Here is a 13,564-nt window from a genome sequence, read left to right as displayed (position 1 = left end):
GCGCGGGCGGAGGTCCACGATGCGCCGGATCTTGCCCAGGGAGCGCTCCAGGGACTCCGGTTCGACGATCTCCACCGCGCCGCGGGGGTGCCGGCGGTCACGGGCGCGGGCGGAGGTCCACGATGCGCCGGATCTTGCCCAGGGAGCGCTCCAGGGACTCCGGTTCGACGATCTCCACCGCGCCGCGGGGGTGCCGGCCGGTCACGGGCGCGGGCGGAGGTCCACGATGCGCCGGATCTTGCCCAGGGAGCGCTCCAGGGACTCCGGTTCGACGATCTCCACCGCGACGGACACTCCGATGCCGTCCTTCACGGCCGCGGCGATGGTGACAGCCGCCGCGTCGCGCTGCTCGGGCGTGGCCCCGGTGCGGGCCTCGGCCCGTACGGTGAGCGCGTCGAGTCGGCCCTCGCGGGTGAGCCGGAGCTGGAAGTGCGGGGCTACGCCCGGGGTGCGCAGCACGATCTCCTCGACCTGGGTGGGGAAGAGGTTGACGCCCCGGAGTATGACCATGTCGTCGCTGCGGCCGGTGATCTTCTCGATCCGCCGGAAGACGCGGGCCGTGCCGGGCAGCAGCCGGGTCAGGTCCCGGGTCCGGTAGCGGACCACGGGCATGGCCTCCTTGGTGAGGGAGGTGAAGACCAGCTCGCCCTCCTCGCCGTCGGGCAGCACCTCGCCGGTGATCGGGTCGACGACCTCGGGGTAGAAGTGGTCCTCCCACACATGGAGGCCGTCCTTGGTCTCGACGCACTCCTGGGCCACGCCGGGGCCGACGACCTCGGAGAGGCCGTAGATGTCGACCGCGTCGATCGCGAACCGCTCCTCGATCTCGCGCCGCATCTCCTGTGTCCACGGCTCGGCGCCGAAGATCCCGACGCGCAGGGACGTGCTGCGCGGGTCGACGCCCTGGCGTTCGAACTCGTCGAGCAGGGTGAGCATGTACGAGGGGGTCACCATGATGACGCCGGGCTTCAGGTCCTGGATCAGCTGCACCTGCCGCGCCGTCATGCCCCCGGAGGCGGGGATCACCGTGCAGCCGAGGCGTTCGGCGCCGTAGTGGGCGCCGAGGCCGCCGGTGAACAGGCCGTATCCGTAGGCGACGTGCACCGTGTCGCCGGGCCGTCCGCCCGCCGCGCGGATCGACCGGGCCACCATGTCGGACCACATGGACAGGTCGTTGTCGGTGTACCCGACGACGGTGGGGCGCCCGGTGGTGCCGCTGGAGGCGTGGATGCGCCGGATCTGCTCCCGGGGTACCGCGAACATCCCGTACGGGTAGTTGTCCCGCAGGTCCGACTTCACGGTGAAGGGGAAGCGGGCCAGGTCGGCGAGCGAGCGGCAGTCGTCCGGATGGACCCCCGCCTTGTCGAAGGACTCCCGGTAGAAGGGCACGTGCGCGTACACGCGCCGCAGCGAGGCCTGCAGCCGCTCCAGCTGCACGGCCCGCAGCGCCTCCGCGTCGAGTCGTTCCCCCGCGTCCAGCAGGTCCTGCGCATCCGCCATGGAGGCGTCTCCCTCGCCCATCGCACAATCCGGACGACCGATCATTCGGTCGGATCTCTCGGAGATCAGTAATCCAGCTCATCGGCCTGTAGGCAAGGGGTCGGCCCTCACTTTTTGGGTGGTGCCGCCGGGCTCGGTGCGGGCGCGGAACCCCGAGGCGATCCGGCGCGGCCCGCCCGTCGGGAGGATCACCACATACCGAGCTTCGACGCACCCGACGGGACACCTGCGAGGCGAGGGCGAGCCGCTCGTCGTGCTGCCCGGCGGCCCCGTGCGTGCGTCCGCCTGCCTCGGAGCTCTGGCCGGCTCGACGCCGGGCGGCGGCTGGCGCTGCTCGACCCGCGCGGGACCGGGGGCTCGGCGCATCCGGTGGCCCCCGCCGCCTACCGCTGCGACCGACTCGCCGACAATGCGGAGGCGTTCCGCGCGCATCTCGGACTCGAGCGGATGGATGCGCTCGCCCACTCGGTGAGCGGCAGCCTCGCCCTGCTGTACGCCGCCCGCCGTCCCGGACGCGTCTCCAAGCCGGCCCTGATCACCGCGGTTCCAGGCGCCCGTGCTGCGGGGCCGGACCCCCGCCCTTGCGGCTCAGCGATCCGCCGCGGCCGCGACCTCCCTGGCCCAGCGGTAGTCCGCCTTGCCGCTGGGGGAGCGCCGGATGGTGTCCGTGATCACCAGCTGGCGCGGGAGCTTGTAGCCCGCGAGGTGCGCCCGGCAGTGCCTCTGGATGTCCTCCAGCGACGGGTGTGCCGCCCCTTCGCGCAACTGCACCACCGCCGCCACATGGTTGCCCCATGTCGCGTCCGGCACCCCGGCGACCAGGGCGTCGTACACGTCCGGATGCGATTTGAGCGCCTGCTCGACCTCTTCCGGATACACCTTCTCCCCACCGGTGTTGATGCACTGCGAGCCGCGGCCGAGGACCGTGATGACGCCCTCCTCGTCGACCGTCGCCATGTCGCCGAGCAGCACCCAGCGCTCGCCGTCCTTCTGGAAGAAGGTCTCGGCGGTTTTCCGCGGGTCGTTGTAGTAGCCGAGGGGCACGTGTCCCCGCTGGGCGATGCGGCCCGGCTCGCCGACCGCGACCGGTTCGCGGCTGACCGGGTCCACCACGCACGTACGGGAGTTGACGCGGATGCGGAAGCCTCTCGTCGAGCCCGAGTCCGGGGTCGCCGTGCCGTTGAAGCCGGACTCCGACGACCCGAAGTTGTTGAGCAGCATGACGTTCGGGACGAGCGCCTGGAACTGCGCGCGCACGGTCTCCGACATGACGGCCCCCGACGAGGACACGCTGAACAGGGACGAGCAGTCCGTGCCCCGCAGCGGGCCGTCGAGCGCGTCGATCAGGGGCCGCAGCATCGCGTCGCCCACCAGCGAGATGCTGGTGACCTTCTCCTTCTCGACGGTCCGCAGCACTTCCTCGGGAACGAATTTGCGATGGAGCACGATCCGCTGGCCGAAGTTGAAGCCGATGAACGCCGTCAGCGTCGAGGTGCCGTGCATCAGCGGCGGGGTCGGGAAGAAGGTGATGCCCTCGCCGCCCGCCGCGACCCGCTCGGCCAGCTCCTCCGGCTTCTTCACCGGCTCGCCGGTGGGTGCGCCACCGCCGAGCCCGGAGAAGAAGAGGTCCTCCTGGCGCCACATCACACCCTTCGGCATGCCGGTCGTGCCGCCGGTGTAGATGATGAACTGGTCGTCCCCCGAGCGGGGAGCGAAACCGCGTCCTGGGGAGGCCGCGGCCTCGGCGTCGGCGAAGCCCACGGCAGGCGGGGCGGCGGCTCCCGGCGCGGGGGTCCCCACCCGCACCAGGTGCCGCAGCCTGTCCGTGTGCGGCAGCGCCGCCGCCACCCGGTCGGCGAATTCCGCGTCGAAGACGAGCGCCGCCAGGTCGGCGTCCCGGTAGAGGTACACCAACTCGTCCTCGACATAGCGGTAGTTCACGTTCACCGGGACGATCCGGGCCTTGAGGCAGCCCAGCACCGTCTGCAGGTACTCGATCCCGTTGTACAGGTACAGCCCCAGATGCTCCCCGGGCCGTATCCCGGCGTCGAGCAGATGGTGTCCGATGCGGTTGGCGGCCGCGTCCAGCGCCGCATAGCTGAGACGGCGCTCCTCGCCCGTACCGGGGTGGTCGGCGTACACGAGTGCCTCGCGGTGCGGAACCACATCGACGACCGACTCGAACAGGTCGGCAAGGTTGTACTCCACCACTCCTCCTGACCCGGTGACGTTGCGGAGAAAGGCGCGTCCGTCGGTTCGCCGGTCATCAGAGCAAAGGCGCGCGCAACTGTGAAGGGCCCCCACCAAGAAATCTGACTAGCTGTCAGAAATCTCTTGTACTGGCACCGCGCCTACTGCAACCTGTTCTCGTTCCGGAGACGGGAGGAAGCAATGGGTGGGACGGAACACCTCACCGTGCAGCGCGAAGGCGCCACACTGGTGCTCACGCTCAACAGGCCGGAGGCCAGGAACGCGCTTTCGCCGCCCTTGCTGGTGGGCCTCTACGACGGCTGGCTGGAGGCCGACGCGGACGACGCGATCCGATCGGTCGTGCTCACCGGCGCCGGCGGCTCGTTCTGCGCCGGGATGGACCTCAAGGCCCTCGCGGGACAGGGGATGACGGGCGAGCAGTACCGCGATCGGTTCTCCGCCGACCCGGACCTGCACTGGAAGGCGATGCTGCGCCATCACCGCCCTCGCAAGCCGGTGATCGCCGCCGTCGAGGGCCCGTGTGTGGCGGGCGGCACCGAGATCCTGCAGGGGACCGACATCCGGGTGGCGGGGGAGTCCGCGACCTTCGGCCTGTCCGAGGTCAGGCGCGGGCTCTTCCCGATCGGCGGCTCGACGGTCCGCCTCCCGCGGCAGATCCCCCGGACCCACGCCCTGGAGATGCTGCTCACCGGACGCCCCTATACGGCGCGGGAGGCGGCCGGCATCGGGCTCATCGGCCATGTCGTACCCGACGGCACCGCGCTCGCCGCGGCACTGCGGATCGCCGAGCAGATCAACGCCTGCGGACCGCTCGCCGTCGAGGCCGTCAAGGCGTCCGTGTACGAGACCGCCGAGATGACGGAGACCGACGGACTCGCCGCCGAACTCGAACGCGGCCAGCCGATCTTCGCCACCGCCGACGCCAAGGAAGGCGCCCGCGCCTTCACGGAGAAACGCCCGCCCGTCTACAAGCGCGCCTGACCATCGCCCGCGCCTGACCTGCGAAGGAGAACAGCCGGGATGCCCGAAGTCCTCAAAGCCCCCCTCGTCGTCGAGTTCCCCTTCACCCGCTCCCTCGGCCCCGTGCAGAGTGCCTTCCTCACCGGACTGCGCGAACGCGTGGTCCTCGGGGTGAAGACCACGGACGGACGCACGCTCGTCCCGCCCGTCGAGTACGACCCCGTCACCGCCGACGAACTCCGCGACCTCGTCGAAGTGGCTCCGACCGGCATGGTCACCACCTGGGCCTGGAACCACGCCCCGCGCCGCGGCCAGCCCCTCGGCACGCCCTTCGCCTGGGTCCTGGTCCGGCTCGACGGAGCCGACACCGCCCTGTTGCACGCCCTCGACGCCCCCGCACCCGACGCCGTCCGCACCGGTATGCGCGTCCGTGTCCGCTGGGCCGCCGAGCGCTCCGGCGCCATCACCGACATCGCCTGCTTCGAGCCTTACGACGGTGAAGCCCAGCAACCAGCAGGTCACACCGGCGAGTTCGAGGACCGGGTGAGCGGCATCGTCGCACCCGCCCGGCTCGACTACACCTACACGCCCGGGCGCGCCCAGTCCGCCCACATCAACGCCCTGGCCGAACATCGGATCATCGGTGAGCGCTGCCCGTCGTGCCGGAAGGTGTACGTACCGCCCCGAGGCGCCTGCCCCACCTGCGGTGTCGGCACGACCGAGCAGGTCGACGTCGGGCCCCGGGGCACGGTCACCACCTTCTGCATCGTCAACATCAAGGCGAAGAACCTCGACATCGAAGTGCCCTACGTCTACGCGCACATCGCCCTCGACGGCGCCGGCCTGGCGCTGCACGCGCGCATCGGCGGCACCCCCTACGACCAGGTGCGGATGGGCCTGCGGGTCGAGCCGGTGTGGACCGAAGGGGGCCGCCATCCCGACCACTACCGGCCGACCGGCGAACCCGACGCGGACTACGAGACGTACAAGGAGCTGCTGTGACGCGCCAGATCGCCGTCGTCGCCTTGGCGCAGACCGACCACCGGCGCACCACCGACGAGCTCTCCGAGGTGGAGATGCTCATGCCGGTGCTGCACGCCGTACTCGAACAGACCGGTCTCAGGACCGCCGACATCGACTTCACCTGCTCCGGTTCCAGCGACTATCTGGCGGGCCGGGCCTTCTCCTTCACTTTTGCACTCGACGGGGTGGGCGCCTGGCCGCCGATCTCCGAGTCGCACGTCGAGATGGACGGCGCCTGGGCGCTGTACGAGGCCTGGACGAAGCTGCTCACGGGCGACGCCGACACCGCGCTCGTCTACTCCTACGGCAAGGCGTCTCCCGGATCCGTACGTGACGTCCTCACCCGGCAGCTCGATCCCTACTACCTGGCCCCGCTGTGGCCCGACTCGGTGGCCCTGGCCGCGCTTCAGGCCCAGGCGCTCATCGACGCGGGCGAGACCGACGAGCCCGCACTGGCCGGGATCGCCGCGCGCAGCCGGGCGGACGCGACCGCCAACCCACACGCGCAGCTGAGGGGTCCGGTGCCGCACGGGGAGTACCAGGTACGGCCGCTGCGCACCGGAGACTGCCCGCCGATCGGCGACGGTGCCGCCGCCGTGGTCCTGGCGGCGGGGGAGCGGGCCAGGGACCTGTGTGCACGGCCCGCGTGGATCCGAGGGATCGACCACCGCATCGAGGCCCATGCGCTCGGCGTGCGCGACCTGACCGACTCGCCGTCCGCGCGGCTGGCCGCCGAGCGGGCCGGGGCCTTCGAACGACCCGTGGACACGGCCGAGTTGCATGCGCCGTTCACCGCGCAGGAGGTGATCCTGCGCAAGGCGCTGCGTCTCGGCGCCGACGTCACAGTCAACCCCTCCGGAGGGGCCCTCGCCGCCAACCCGGTCATGGCCGCCGGGCTGATCCGCATCGGTGAGGCCGCCGCCCGTATCCACCGCGGTGCCTCCGACCGCGCGCTCGCCCACGCCACGTCCGGCCCCTGTCTGCAGCAGAACCTGGTCGCCGTACTGGAAGGAGACCCGCGATGAGCAAGGAGCCCGTGGCCGTCATCGGCATCGGCCAGACCAAGCACGTCGCGGCCCGCCGCGACGTGTCCATCGCGGGGCTTGTCCGGGATGCCGGCCGGCGTGCCCTCGACGACGCGGAGTTGACCTGGGCCGACGTCGACGCCGTGGTCATCGGCAAGGCCCCCGACTTCTTCGAGGGCGTCATGATGCCCGAGCTCTACCTCGCCGACGCTCTCGGCGCGGTCGGCAAACCCATGCTCAGGGTGCACACGGCCGGCTCGGTGGGCGGCTCCACCGCGCTGGTCGCGGCCGGTCTGGTCGCGGCCCGTGTCCACGGCACCGTGCTCACCCTGGCCTTCGAGAAGCAGTCCGAGTCCAACGCCATGTGGGGCCTGTCCCTGCCCGTCCCGTTCCAGCAGCCGCTGCTCGCCGGGGCCGGCGGTTTCTTCGCGCCGCACGTACGGGCGTACATGCGGCGCAGCGGCGCCCCGGACACCGTCGGCTCCCTGGTCGCGTACAAGGACCGGCGCAACGCCCTGAAGAACCCGTACGCGCACCTGCACGAACACGACATCACCCTGGAGAAGGTCCAGACCTCGCCCATGCTGTGGGACCCGATCCGCTACTCGGAGACCTGCCCGTCCTCCGACGGCGCCTGCGCCATGGTGCTCACCGACCGTGCGGGAGCGGCCCGTTCGCCCCGGCGGCCCGCGTGGATGCTCGGCGGTGCGATGCGCAGCGAGCCCACCCTCTTCGCGGGCAAGGACTTCGTCTCGCCGCGAGCCGGCCGGGACTGCGCCGCCGACGTCTACCGTCAGGCGGGGATCGCCGACCCGCGCCGGGACATCGACGCGGTCGAGATGTACGTGCCGTTCTCCTGGTACGAGCCCATGTGGCTGGAGAACCTCGGTTTCGCCGAGGAGGGGGAGGGCTGGAAACTCACCGAGTCCGGCGTCACCGAGCTCGACGGGGACCTGCCCGTCAACATGTCCGGCGGGGTGCTCTCCACCAACCCCATCGGCGCATCCGGCCTGATCCGCTTCGCGGAGGCGGCGCTCCAGGTGCGCGGGCAGGCCGGAGAACACCAGGTGGACGGGGCCCGACGGGTGCTCGGGCACGCCTACGGCGGCGGGTCCCAGTTCTTCTCCATGTGGCTGGTTGGCGACCATCCGCCGACCTCCTGAGGGATCCCGCTCGCGTGACCTGTCCGCAGTGGGATGCGATCGCTAGGCTGGCCGCGGACGACGAATCGGGAGGAGCACGGACGTGGCCGAGAGCACCATCCAGCAGCAGCCGTACGCGGGCTGGGACAAGCCCGAGCTGGACCTCAGCACCGCCGACTGGCACTCCAGCAGCCGAGGGCTCGGAGATGTCCAGATCGCCTTTGTCGAAGGCTTCATCGCGATGCGCAACAGCGAGCGCCCCGAGAGCCCTTCCCTGATCTTCACCCCCGCCGAGTGGGGCGCGTTCGTGTCGGGGGCGCGGGAGGGAGAGTTCGACCTCACGTGAGCTCCCGCCCGCAGAGGTGAGTCCTCGCCACTTCCGGATTTTCCGGACACGCCGCCGCTGAACCCGCGCCGGGGCCCTGTCTGCGTCAGGCTGGCCCCGGAGCGATCACAGCGTGTGCCCGATGCGAGGAATCCATGACCACTCTGCCGGTCGTCGCGGCCGTCGACGGATCCGACGACAGCCTGTGCGCCTTGGAGTGGGCGCTGACCGCCGCACGACAGCGCGCGGCGACGCTGCGCGTGGCCCATGTACGGCAGCGGGCGCAGCCCGGCCTCCCGGCCGCGGACGCCCCGGAGCCGGCCGCCGACCCGGTGCTGGACGAGGTCCGGGGGCGGCTGGCGGGCCGGGACGGTCTTCCGCTGGTGGAGTACGTGTCCCTGCAGGGCGCGCCCGCCGCCGTCCTGCCCGAACTGGGCATCACCGCCCAGTTGATGGTGCTCGGCTCCCGGGGCCGTGGCGGCTTCGCCAGTCTGCTCCTCGGCTCCAACAGCCTGGCGGCCGCACGCGACGCCGCCTGCCCGGTGGTCGTCGTGCCGCGCCCGGGGCGCGAGGTGCACGAAGGGCCGTCCGTACCGCCGGGTCCGCGGGTGGTCGTCGGCCTGCACGTCGACAGCCCGGCCGAGGCGACGCTCGCCTTCGCCTTCGCCGAGGCGGATCGTCGCGGCGCCCTGCTGCATGTGTTCTCCGCCTATCCCTGGACCCCGCTCGAGGTCTGGCCGGCGCCCGGCGAAGCGGTGCCCGCGGCCGTCGACGAGGACGCGGTGGAAGAGGAGATCCGGACCCTGGCCGCCGGACTGCTCGCGGTCCATCGGGAGCGGCACCCGGGCGTGCGGGTCGAGCTGTCGACCCCGCCGGGCCGGGCGGCGGGCCACCTGGTCGCGGCCTCCGGGGGAGCCGAACTGGTCGTCGTCGGCCGTCACCGCCGGCGGCTCCTCGCCCCCGCCCACATGATCGGTTCGGTGACCCAGACCGTGCTGCTCCACGCGGCGAGCCCCATCGCGGTGATCCCGTCGGCGGCGGAGCCCGAGCGCACCGACGGGTGACGGGACGATCAGCGACGCAGACGACGTGCGGCCGCCCGGCCGAGGCATCACCGCCGGACCGTCGGCGGGCGCCCGGGAGGCGGTTGTCATGACCGCGCGAGCCGGGGCCCGGCTCGACGCTCGGGCACGTACCATTGCGGCATGTCCTTCCTCCGCCGCCGCAGCGCCACTCCCGCCGGGCCCGACTTCGATGTCCTGGCCATGGATCCGGGGGACTGGCCGGGCAACCTCGGTGCCGGTCTGCTGCCCGCCCCCGACGGCAGCTGCCAGGGCGTCTTCCTGCGCTACGACCTGTTCGGAGGCCGCGGCCCGGCGATGATCATCGGCAACCTTCCGGAGGGCTCCCCGGCCCGCGAGGTGGCCGAGGGCGAGATCCCCTTCGAGGTGGCCCAGCTTCTCCTCGCGCTGGAGAACGACGAGGAGGTCACCGTCGTCGGGAGCGAGGACATCCCGGTGATGCAGGGCGACAACCTCCTCATCGTGCGCCGCCTCAAGCTCTCCGAGAGCCGGATCTCCTGTGTGCAGTTCGACCGCAGTGACCAGGTCCTGGTGACCATCGCCGCCTGGGACCGTCCCATCACCGACGATCTGTACGCACTGCTGAAGCCGCTGCCGGCGGAGCTGTTCCAGCAGGGCTGACGACGGACACACACGAAGGGCCGGGCTCCACGGAGCCCGGCCCTTCGCCATGTCCTACGACGCCGACGGCACAACCTGCACATCCGCCGCCCGGACGAACTCCACCCGGTGGCCGAACTGGATCTCGTAGTAGAGGTCCTCGCCGATCACGACCCGGTGCGAGTCCGGCGTGAAGGTGACCGCGTAGTAGTACTCACCCGGCACTTCGTCGCCGATCACATACCGCTGGCCGGCGGGCAGCCTGTACGGCAGCGGCGAGACGGACTGAACGGGCACGCCCTCGGGATACGCCTCCTTCTCGGGGTACGCCCTGCCGTACACCGGGATGTCCGTGAGCCCGTCCTTGGGCGTCACCACCAGACCGGACGCGTTCACCGCCGTCCGCTGCCCCCGCGGGTTGCGGAACCAGGCCTTCTGCCCCAAGTACCAGATCGCCGTCCAGTCCCCGGCACGCTCCGCCACGGCGTACCGCTGACCGGTGGAGACGCGTGAGGCCACGTCGTTCACGTCGATCGTCGAGGCGTCGCCCTTCGGGTACAGACCGATGTCCTTGATCAGCGGCGAGCTCTCGTCGGGTGCGCTGTACAGCCGGACCTCGCTCGAACCGTGCGCCGCGCACGGCTGGCCCGAGGTGGTGCAGCCCGTGTACTCCGGCTGGTTCGCGGAGTAGTCCGGCAGGATCGTCACCACGCCGCCCCAAGGCCCGGCCGTGGTGTGGAACGGCCTGCCGAGCAGCTCGAAGTAGTGCCGCCAGTCCCAGTACGGGCCCGGGTCCGTGTGCATCCCGGGGATCGTCGAGGTCGTCGGACCAGGCACGTTGTCGTGCCCGAGAATGTGCTGCCGGTCCAGCGGGATGCGGTACTTGCCGGCGAGGTATCTCACCAGCCGTGCCGACGAGCGGTACATCGCCTCCGTGTACCAGGCGTCCGGAGCGGCGAGGAAGCCCTCGTGCTCGATGCCGATCGACTTGGCGTTGACGTACCAGTTGCCCGCGTGCCAGGCCACGTCCTTGGCCTTCACATGCTGGGCGATCAGACCGTCCGTGGAGCGCACGGTGTAGTTCCACGACACATAGGTCGGGTCCTGGATGAGATTCAGGACGCCGTCCCACTGGCCTTCCGTGTCGTGGATGACGATGTACTTGATGCTCTGCGCGTCCGGCCGGTCGCCGAGGTCGTGATTGCCGTAGTCGTGGTCGCCGAACTCCTCGTACGGGGCCGGGACCCACTCGCACGAGACGCTCCTCGGGCACTCCGTCCCGTCCGCGTCGCCGGCGCGCAGCCCGGTGCGCCCCAGTTGCTCGGTGTCGGGCGCCAGCCCGGGCTGCCCGGCCAGCGCCACGCTCTGTCCCAGGTCCGTGGTGCGCCGCTCGCCCTCGCGCATCACCTGGAAGACGTCATCGGCGTACGCGGCCGCCGTCGCCCTGTCGTCCGCTCCAGAGAACTCCGCCACCGCCCCGTACCAGTCGGCCGGGTCGCCGCCGAGCGGCTCGCCGAGGTGCTGCTGGGCGGCGGCGAGCAGCGCGGCGCCGCCCGCGATGTTCGCCGCCGGGTCGGTGCGCAGCCGCGCGGCCGGGATACCGGTGAGCGCGGCGGCCTTGGGCAGGGTCTTGAGCCGGGCCGGCAGCTCGGTCTGCGCCGGGACCGTCGGGGTGGGCCGCAGGGCGGCGCGGGCCTGGTCGCCGCGGGCGTCCTCCGTGCCCTCGCTGTGGTGCTCCGCCGCGGCGATCGCGGTGCGGGCGTCCGTGAGGTGCATCGGGCCGTATCCACCCGAGACGCTGGGCGCACCGCCGTGCGTGTCCCAGCGGGACTGGAGGTAGGACACGCCGAGCAGCACGTTCTGCGGCACGTGGTACTCGGCGGACGCCGCGGCGAAGGCGTTCTGCAGGCCGGACGGGGCACTGCGCTCGGGGGCCGGGGCGGCACCCATCAGCGGCAGCAGCAGAGCCGCCGAGGCGACGGCGACCCCGATCCTGCGGGTGCGTCTGTGCCGGGCGGGGGTATGGGGGTCGGTGGCGGATCCGCGCAAGGCAGCCTCCTGAGACGGTCGGGCGCTGTGGGGCGTGCGGGTGCCGAACGTGCGTCAGTGGTACCGGCTCTTGGACGATCCGTCAATCACGCCCAGCGACAGGCGATTTGCCTTGTCAACGGCGGTGGCGTGGACTTTCGTGACGGCGATGACGCGGCCTGCGGGGCGTCAGTGGAGTGGACCAATGACCCGAACGGGCCAGTCCCGGACGACATCTGGGCGGGCAGGCCCGGACATGACGAAGGCCCGCGGTGCCCCGCTGTCGCGAGCACACCGCGGACCGCCATCCCCTTCAGCGAGTGCCGACCGCCGCTCGTACGGCCCGTCGGGCCAACTGGCAGTCGTCGTGCAACCGCCGCAGCAGCAGCCGTTGTTCCTCGCCGGACGGCGCAGCACCAGGGTGGGCCACTCCCGGTGCCGCGGGGGTCGTGTCGTGCATCGAACGCTGCACGGCCGTCTCGTAGGTACGGATCTCCCGGGTGAGCACGAGCATCAGGTTCACCAGGAAGGCATCGCGTGAGGCCGGTCCCGCGGACTGCGCGATCTGGCTGATCTGGCGCCGCGCCACCGGAGCGTCCCCGAGGACCGCCCACAGCGTGGCCAGGTCGTACCCGGGCAGGTACCAGCCCGCGTGCTCCCAGTCCACCAGCACGGGACCCGTCGGTGAGAGCAGGATGTTGGACAGGAGGGCGTCGCCGTGACAGAACTGGCCCATGCCCTGCCGGCCCGCCGCGTGGGCGATGCCGTGCAGCAGCTTCTGCAGATCACCCATGTCCCGGTCGGTGAGGAGCCCCAGGTCATGGAAGCGGGAGATCCGCTCCGCGTAGTCCAGCGGGGCGTCGAACGTCCCCGCCGGGGGACGCCAGGCGTTCAGCCGGCAGATCGCGCCCAGCGCCGCGCGGATGTCCGCACGCGGCGGCGCTTCCGCCGGATGCCGCTGCAACGCGGCCACCCGGCCCGGCATCCGCTCGATCACCAGTGTGCAGTTGTCCGGGTCCGCTGCGATCAGCCGGGGCACCCGCACCGGCGGCCGGTGCCGGACGAACGAGCGGTATGCCGCTATTTCGTGCCGGCTGCGCTCGGCCCAGATCGGGGAGTGGTCGAGTAAGCATTTGGCTACGGCCGTGGTGCGCCCCGTCGTGCCGACGACGAGCACGGAGCGCCCGCTTCGGCGCAGCACCTGTACCGGAGTGAACTCCGGACAGATGCGATGCACCGAAGCGATCGCCGCGCGCAGTTGCGCGCCCTGGGGGCCCGACAAGTCGATTCTCCCGCTGAGCGGTTGAGTGCCGACCCCCGGAACGCGCCGCGCCCTGCCGGCGCCGAGCACCGGGGCCGCGGTTCGCGCGGGGTCGAGGTAGGGGCCGCCGGTGCCCGGTCGGGGGCGCAGCGGCCGGGGCGGGGTGGACACGGAGGACGATGCTGCGTACATGGTCGATACAGATCCCTTCGTGTGCCTTCGAATTCTGCGCCACCCGCCCCGGCCGTCCTCGTTGCACCCTGGGGAGTGTTTCTGCGGCGACCGGGTCGGGGTGGCGCGTTCCTACCTGACACCCGTGGGCCCCTGGCACACCATCTGGCGCACCCTGGCGAACCGTGGCGAATAGTCCCGGAGCAACTGACAGCGGGCTACTGTCAACTCAGCCG

11 protein-coding genes and 1 pseudogene are annotated in these 13,564 nt (G+C 71.6%); 8 read left to right on the top strand and 4 right to left on the bottom strand.

The annotated features are described in order from the left end of the window. Positions 1-201 precede the first annotated feature (201 nt). Positions 202-1,500 carry a phenylacetate--CoA ligase PaaK gene (gene paaK / locus ABZ904_RS41225; RefSeq protein WP_361829227.1) on the bottom strand — a complete coding sequence of 433 codons (1,299 nt, stop codon included), beginning with the start codon at positions 1,498-1,500 and terminating at the stop codon, positions 202-204. A 195-nt stretch (positions 1,501-1,695) separates the two neighbouring features. Between paaK and ABZ904_RS41220 the strand changes: the two are divergent. Next, positions 1,696-2,055 (top strand): annotated as a pseudogene (locus ABZ904_RS41220) (alpha/beta fold hydrolase); the annotation flags it as partial. A gap of 33 nt (positions 2,056-2,088) precedes the next feature. Here ABZ904_RS41220 and ABZ904_RS41215 read toward each other — a convergent pair. Continuing rightward, the gene (locus ABZ904_RS41215; RefSeq protein ID WP_361829225.1) at positions 2,089-3,708 is read right to left on the bottom strand and encodes an acyl-CoA synthetase; all 1,620 of its coding nucleotides are present in this window, start codon (positions 3,706-3,708) and stop codon (positions 2,089-2,091) included. A gap of 183 nt (positions 3,709-3,891) precedes the next feature. On the opposite strand from ABZ904_RS41215, the gene ABZ904_RS41210 reads away from it, so the two are divergent. The 7 genes from ABZ904_RS41210 to ABZ904_RS41180 all read left to right on the top strand — a co-directional run bounded on the left by ABZ904_RS41210 (position 3,892) and on the right by ABZ904_RS41180 (position 9,889). Continuing rightward, on the top strand, positions 3,892-4,692 hold the full coding sequence (locus ABZ904_RS41210) for a crotonase/enoyl-CoA hydratase family protein (RefSeq protein ID WP_359403170.1): 801 nt from the start codon (positions 3,892-3,894) through the stop codon (positions 4,690-4,692). Positions 4,693-4,731: 39 nt separating this feature from the next. Continuing rightward, positions 4,732-5,673, top strand: coding sequence for an OB-fold domain-containing protein (locus ABZ904_RS41205; RefSeq protein WP_361829223.1), 942 nt, complete (start codon positions 4,732-4,734; stop codon positions 5,671-5,673). After that, positions 5,670-6,719, top strand: coding sequence for a thiolase domain-containing protein (locus ABZ904_RS41200; protein ID WP_361829221.1), 1,050 nt, complete (start codon positions 5,670-5,672; stop codon positions 6,717-6,719). Before ABZ904_RS41205 ends, ABZ904_RS41200 begins: the two co-directional genes overlap by 4 nt. After that, entirely contained in the window at positions 6,716-7,882 is a 1,167-nt protein-coding gene (locus ABZ904_RS41195) for a thiolase domain-containing protein (RefSeq protein WP_361829219.1), read from the top strand. Before ABZ904_RS41200 ends, ABZ904_RS41195 begins: the two co-directional genes overlap by 4 nt. Before the next feature lie 82 nt (positions 7,883-7,964). Next, a complete protein-coding gene (locus ABZ904_RS41190; RefSeq protein ID WP_359403182.1) occupies positions 7,965-8,207 on the top strand; it encodes a DUF397 domain-containing protein in 243 nt (80 codons plus the stop codon). Between the two features lie 134 nt (positions 8,208-8,341). Beyond that, entirely contained in the window at positions 8,342-9,250 is a 909-nt protein-coding gene (locus ABZ904_RS41185) for a universal stress protein (RefSeq protein WP_359403185.1), read from the top strand. Between the two features lie 141 nt (positions 9,251-9,391). Then, a complete protein-coding gene (locus ABZ904_RS41180; protein ID WP_359403188.1) occupies positions 9,392-9,889 on the top strand; it encodes a hypothetical protein in 498 nt (165 codons plus the stop codon). 54 nt (positions 9,890-9,943) lie between these two features. On the opposite strand, the gene ABZ904_RS41175 is transcribed toward ABZ904_RS41180, so the two are convergent. Beyond that, entirely contained in the window at positions 9,944-11,917 is a 1,974-nt protein-coding gene (locus tag ABZ904_RS41175; protein WP_361829217.1) for an N-acetylmuramoyl-L-alanine amidase, read from the bottom strand. A 292-nt stretch (positions 11,918-12,209) separates the two neighbouring features. Beyond that, entirely contained in the window at positions 12,210-13,349 is a 1,140-nt protein-coding gene (locus ABZ904_RS41170) for an aminoglycoside phosphotransferase family protein (protein ID WP_359403194.1), read from the bottom strand. Positions 13,350-13,564: the final 215 nt, after the last annotated feature.

Source organism: Streptomyces sp. NPDC046900 (genome assembly GCF_040644975.1).
Classification (GTDB): domain Bacteria; phylum Actinomycetota; class Actinomycetes; order Streptomycetales; family Streptomycetaceae; genus Streptomyces.
This window is presented reverse-complemented; position numbering and strand designations above follow the sequence as displayed.

What these genes read in the sequence shown, in the direction of transcription:
- paaK (WP_361829227.1), bottom strand. Translation starts at nt 1,500, where the DNA reads ATGGCGGATGCGCAGGACCTGCTGGACGCGGGGGAACGACTCGACGCG.
- ABZ904_RS41210 (WP_359403170.1), top strand. Translation starts at nt 3,892, where the DNA reads ATGGGTGGGACGGAACACCTCACCGTGCAGCGCGAAGGCGCCACACTG.
- ABZ904_RS41205 (WP_361829223.1), top strand. Translation starts at nt 4,732, where the DNA reads ATGCCCGAAGTCCTCAAAGCCCCCCTCGTCGTCGAGTTCCCCTTCACC.
- ABZ904_RS41195 (WP_361829219.1), top strand. Translation starts at nt 6,716, where the DNA reads ATGAGCAAGGAGCCCGTGGCCGTCATCGGCATCGGCCAGACCAAGCAC.
- ABZ904_RS41185 (WP_359403185.1), top strand. Translation starts at nt 8,342, where the DNA reads ATGACCACTCTGCCGGTCGTCGCGGCCGTCGACGGATCCGACGACAGC.
- ABZ904_RS41180 (WP_359403188.1), top strand. Translation starts at nt 9,392, where the DNA reads ATGTCCTTCCTCCGCCGCCGCAGCGCCACTCCCGCCGGGCCCGACTTC.
- ABZ904_RS41170 (WP_359403194.1), bottom strand. Translation starts at nt 13,349, where the DNA reads ATGTACGCAGCATCGTCCTCCGTGTCCACCCCGCCCCGGCCGCTGCGC.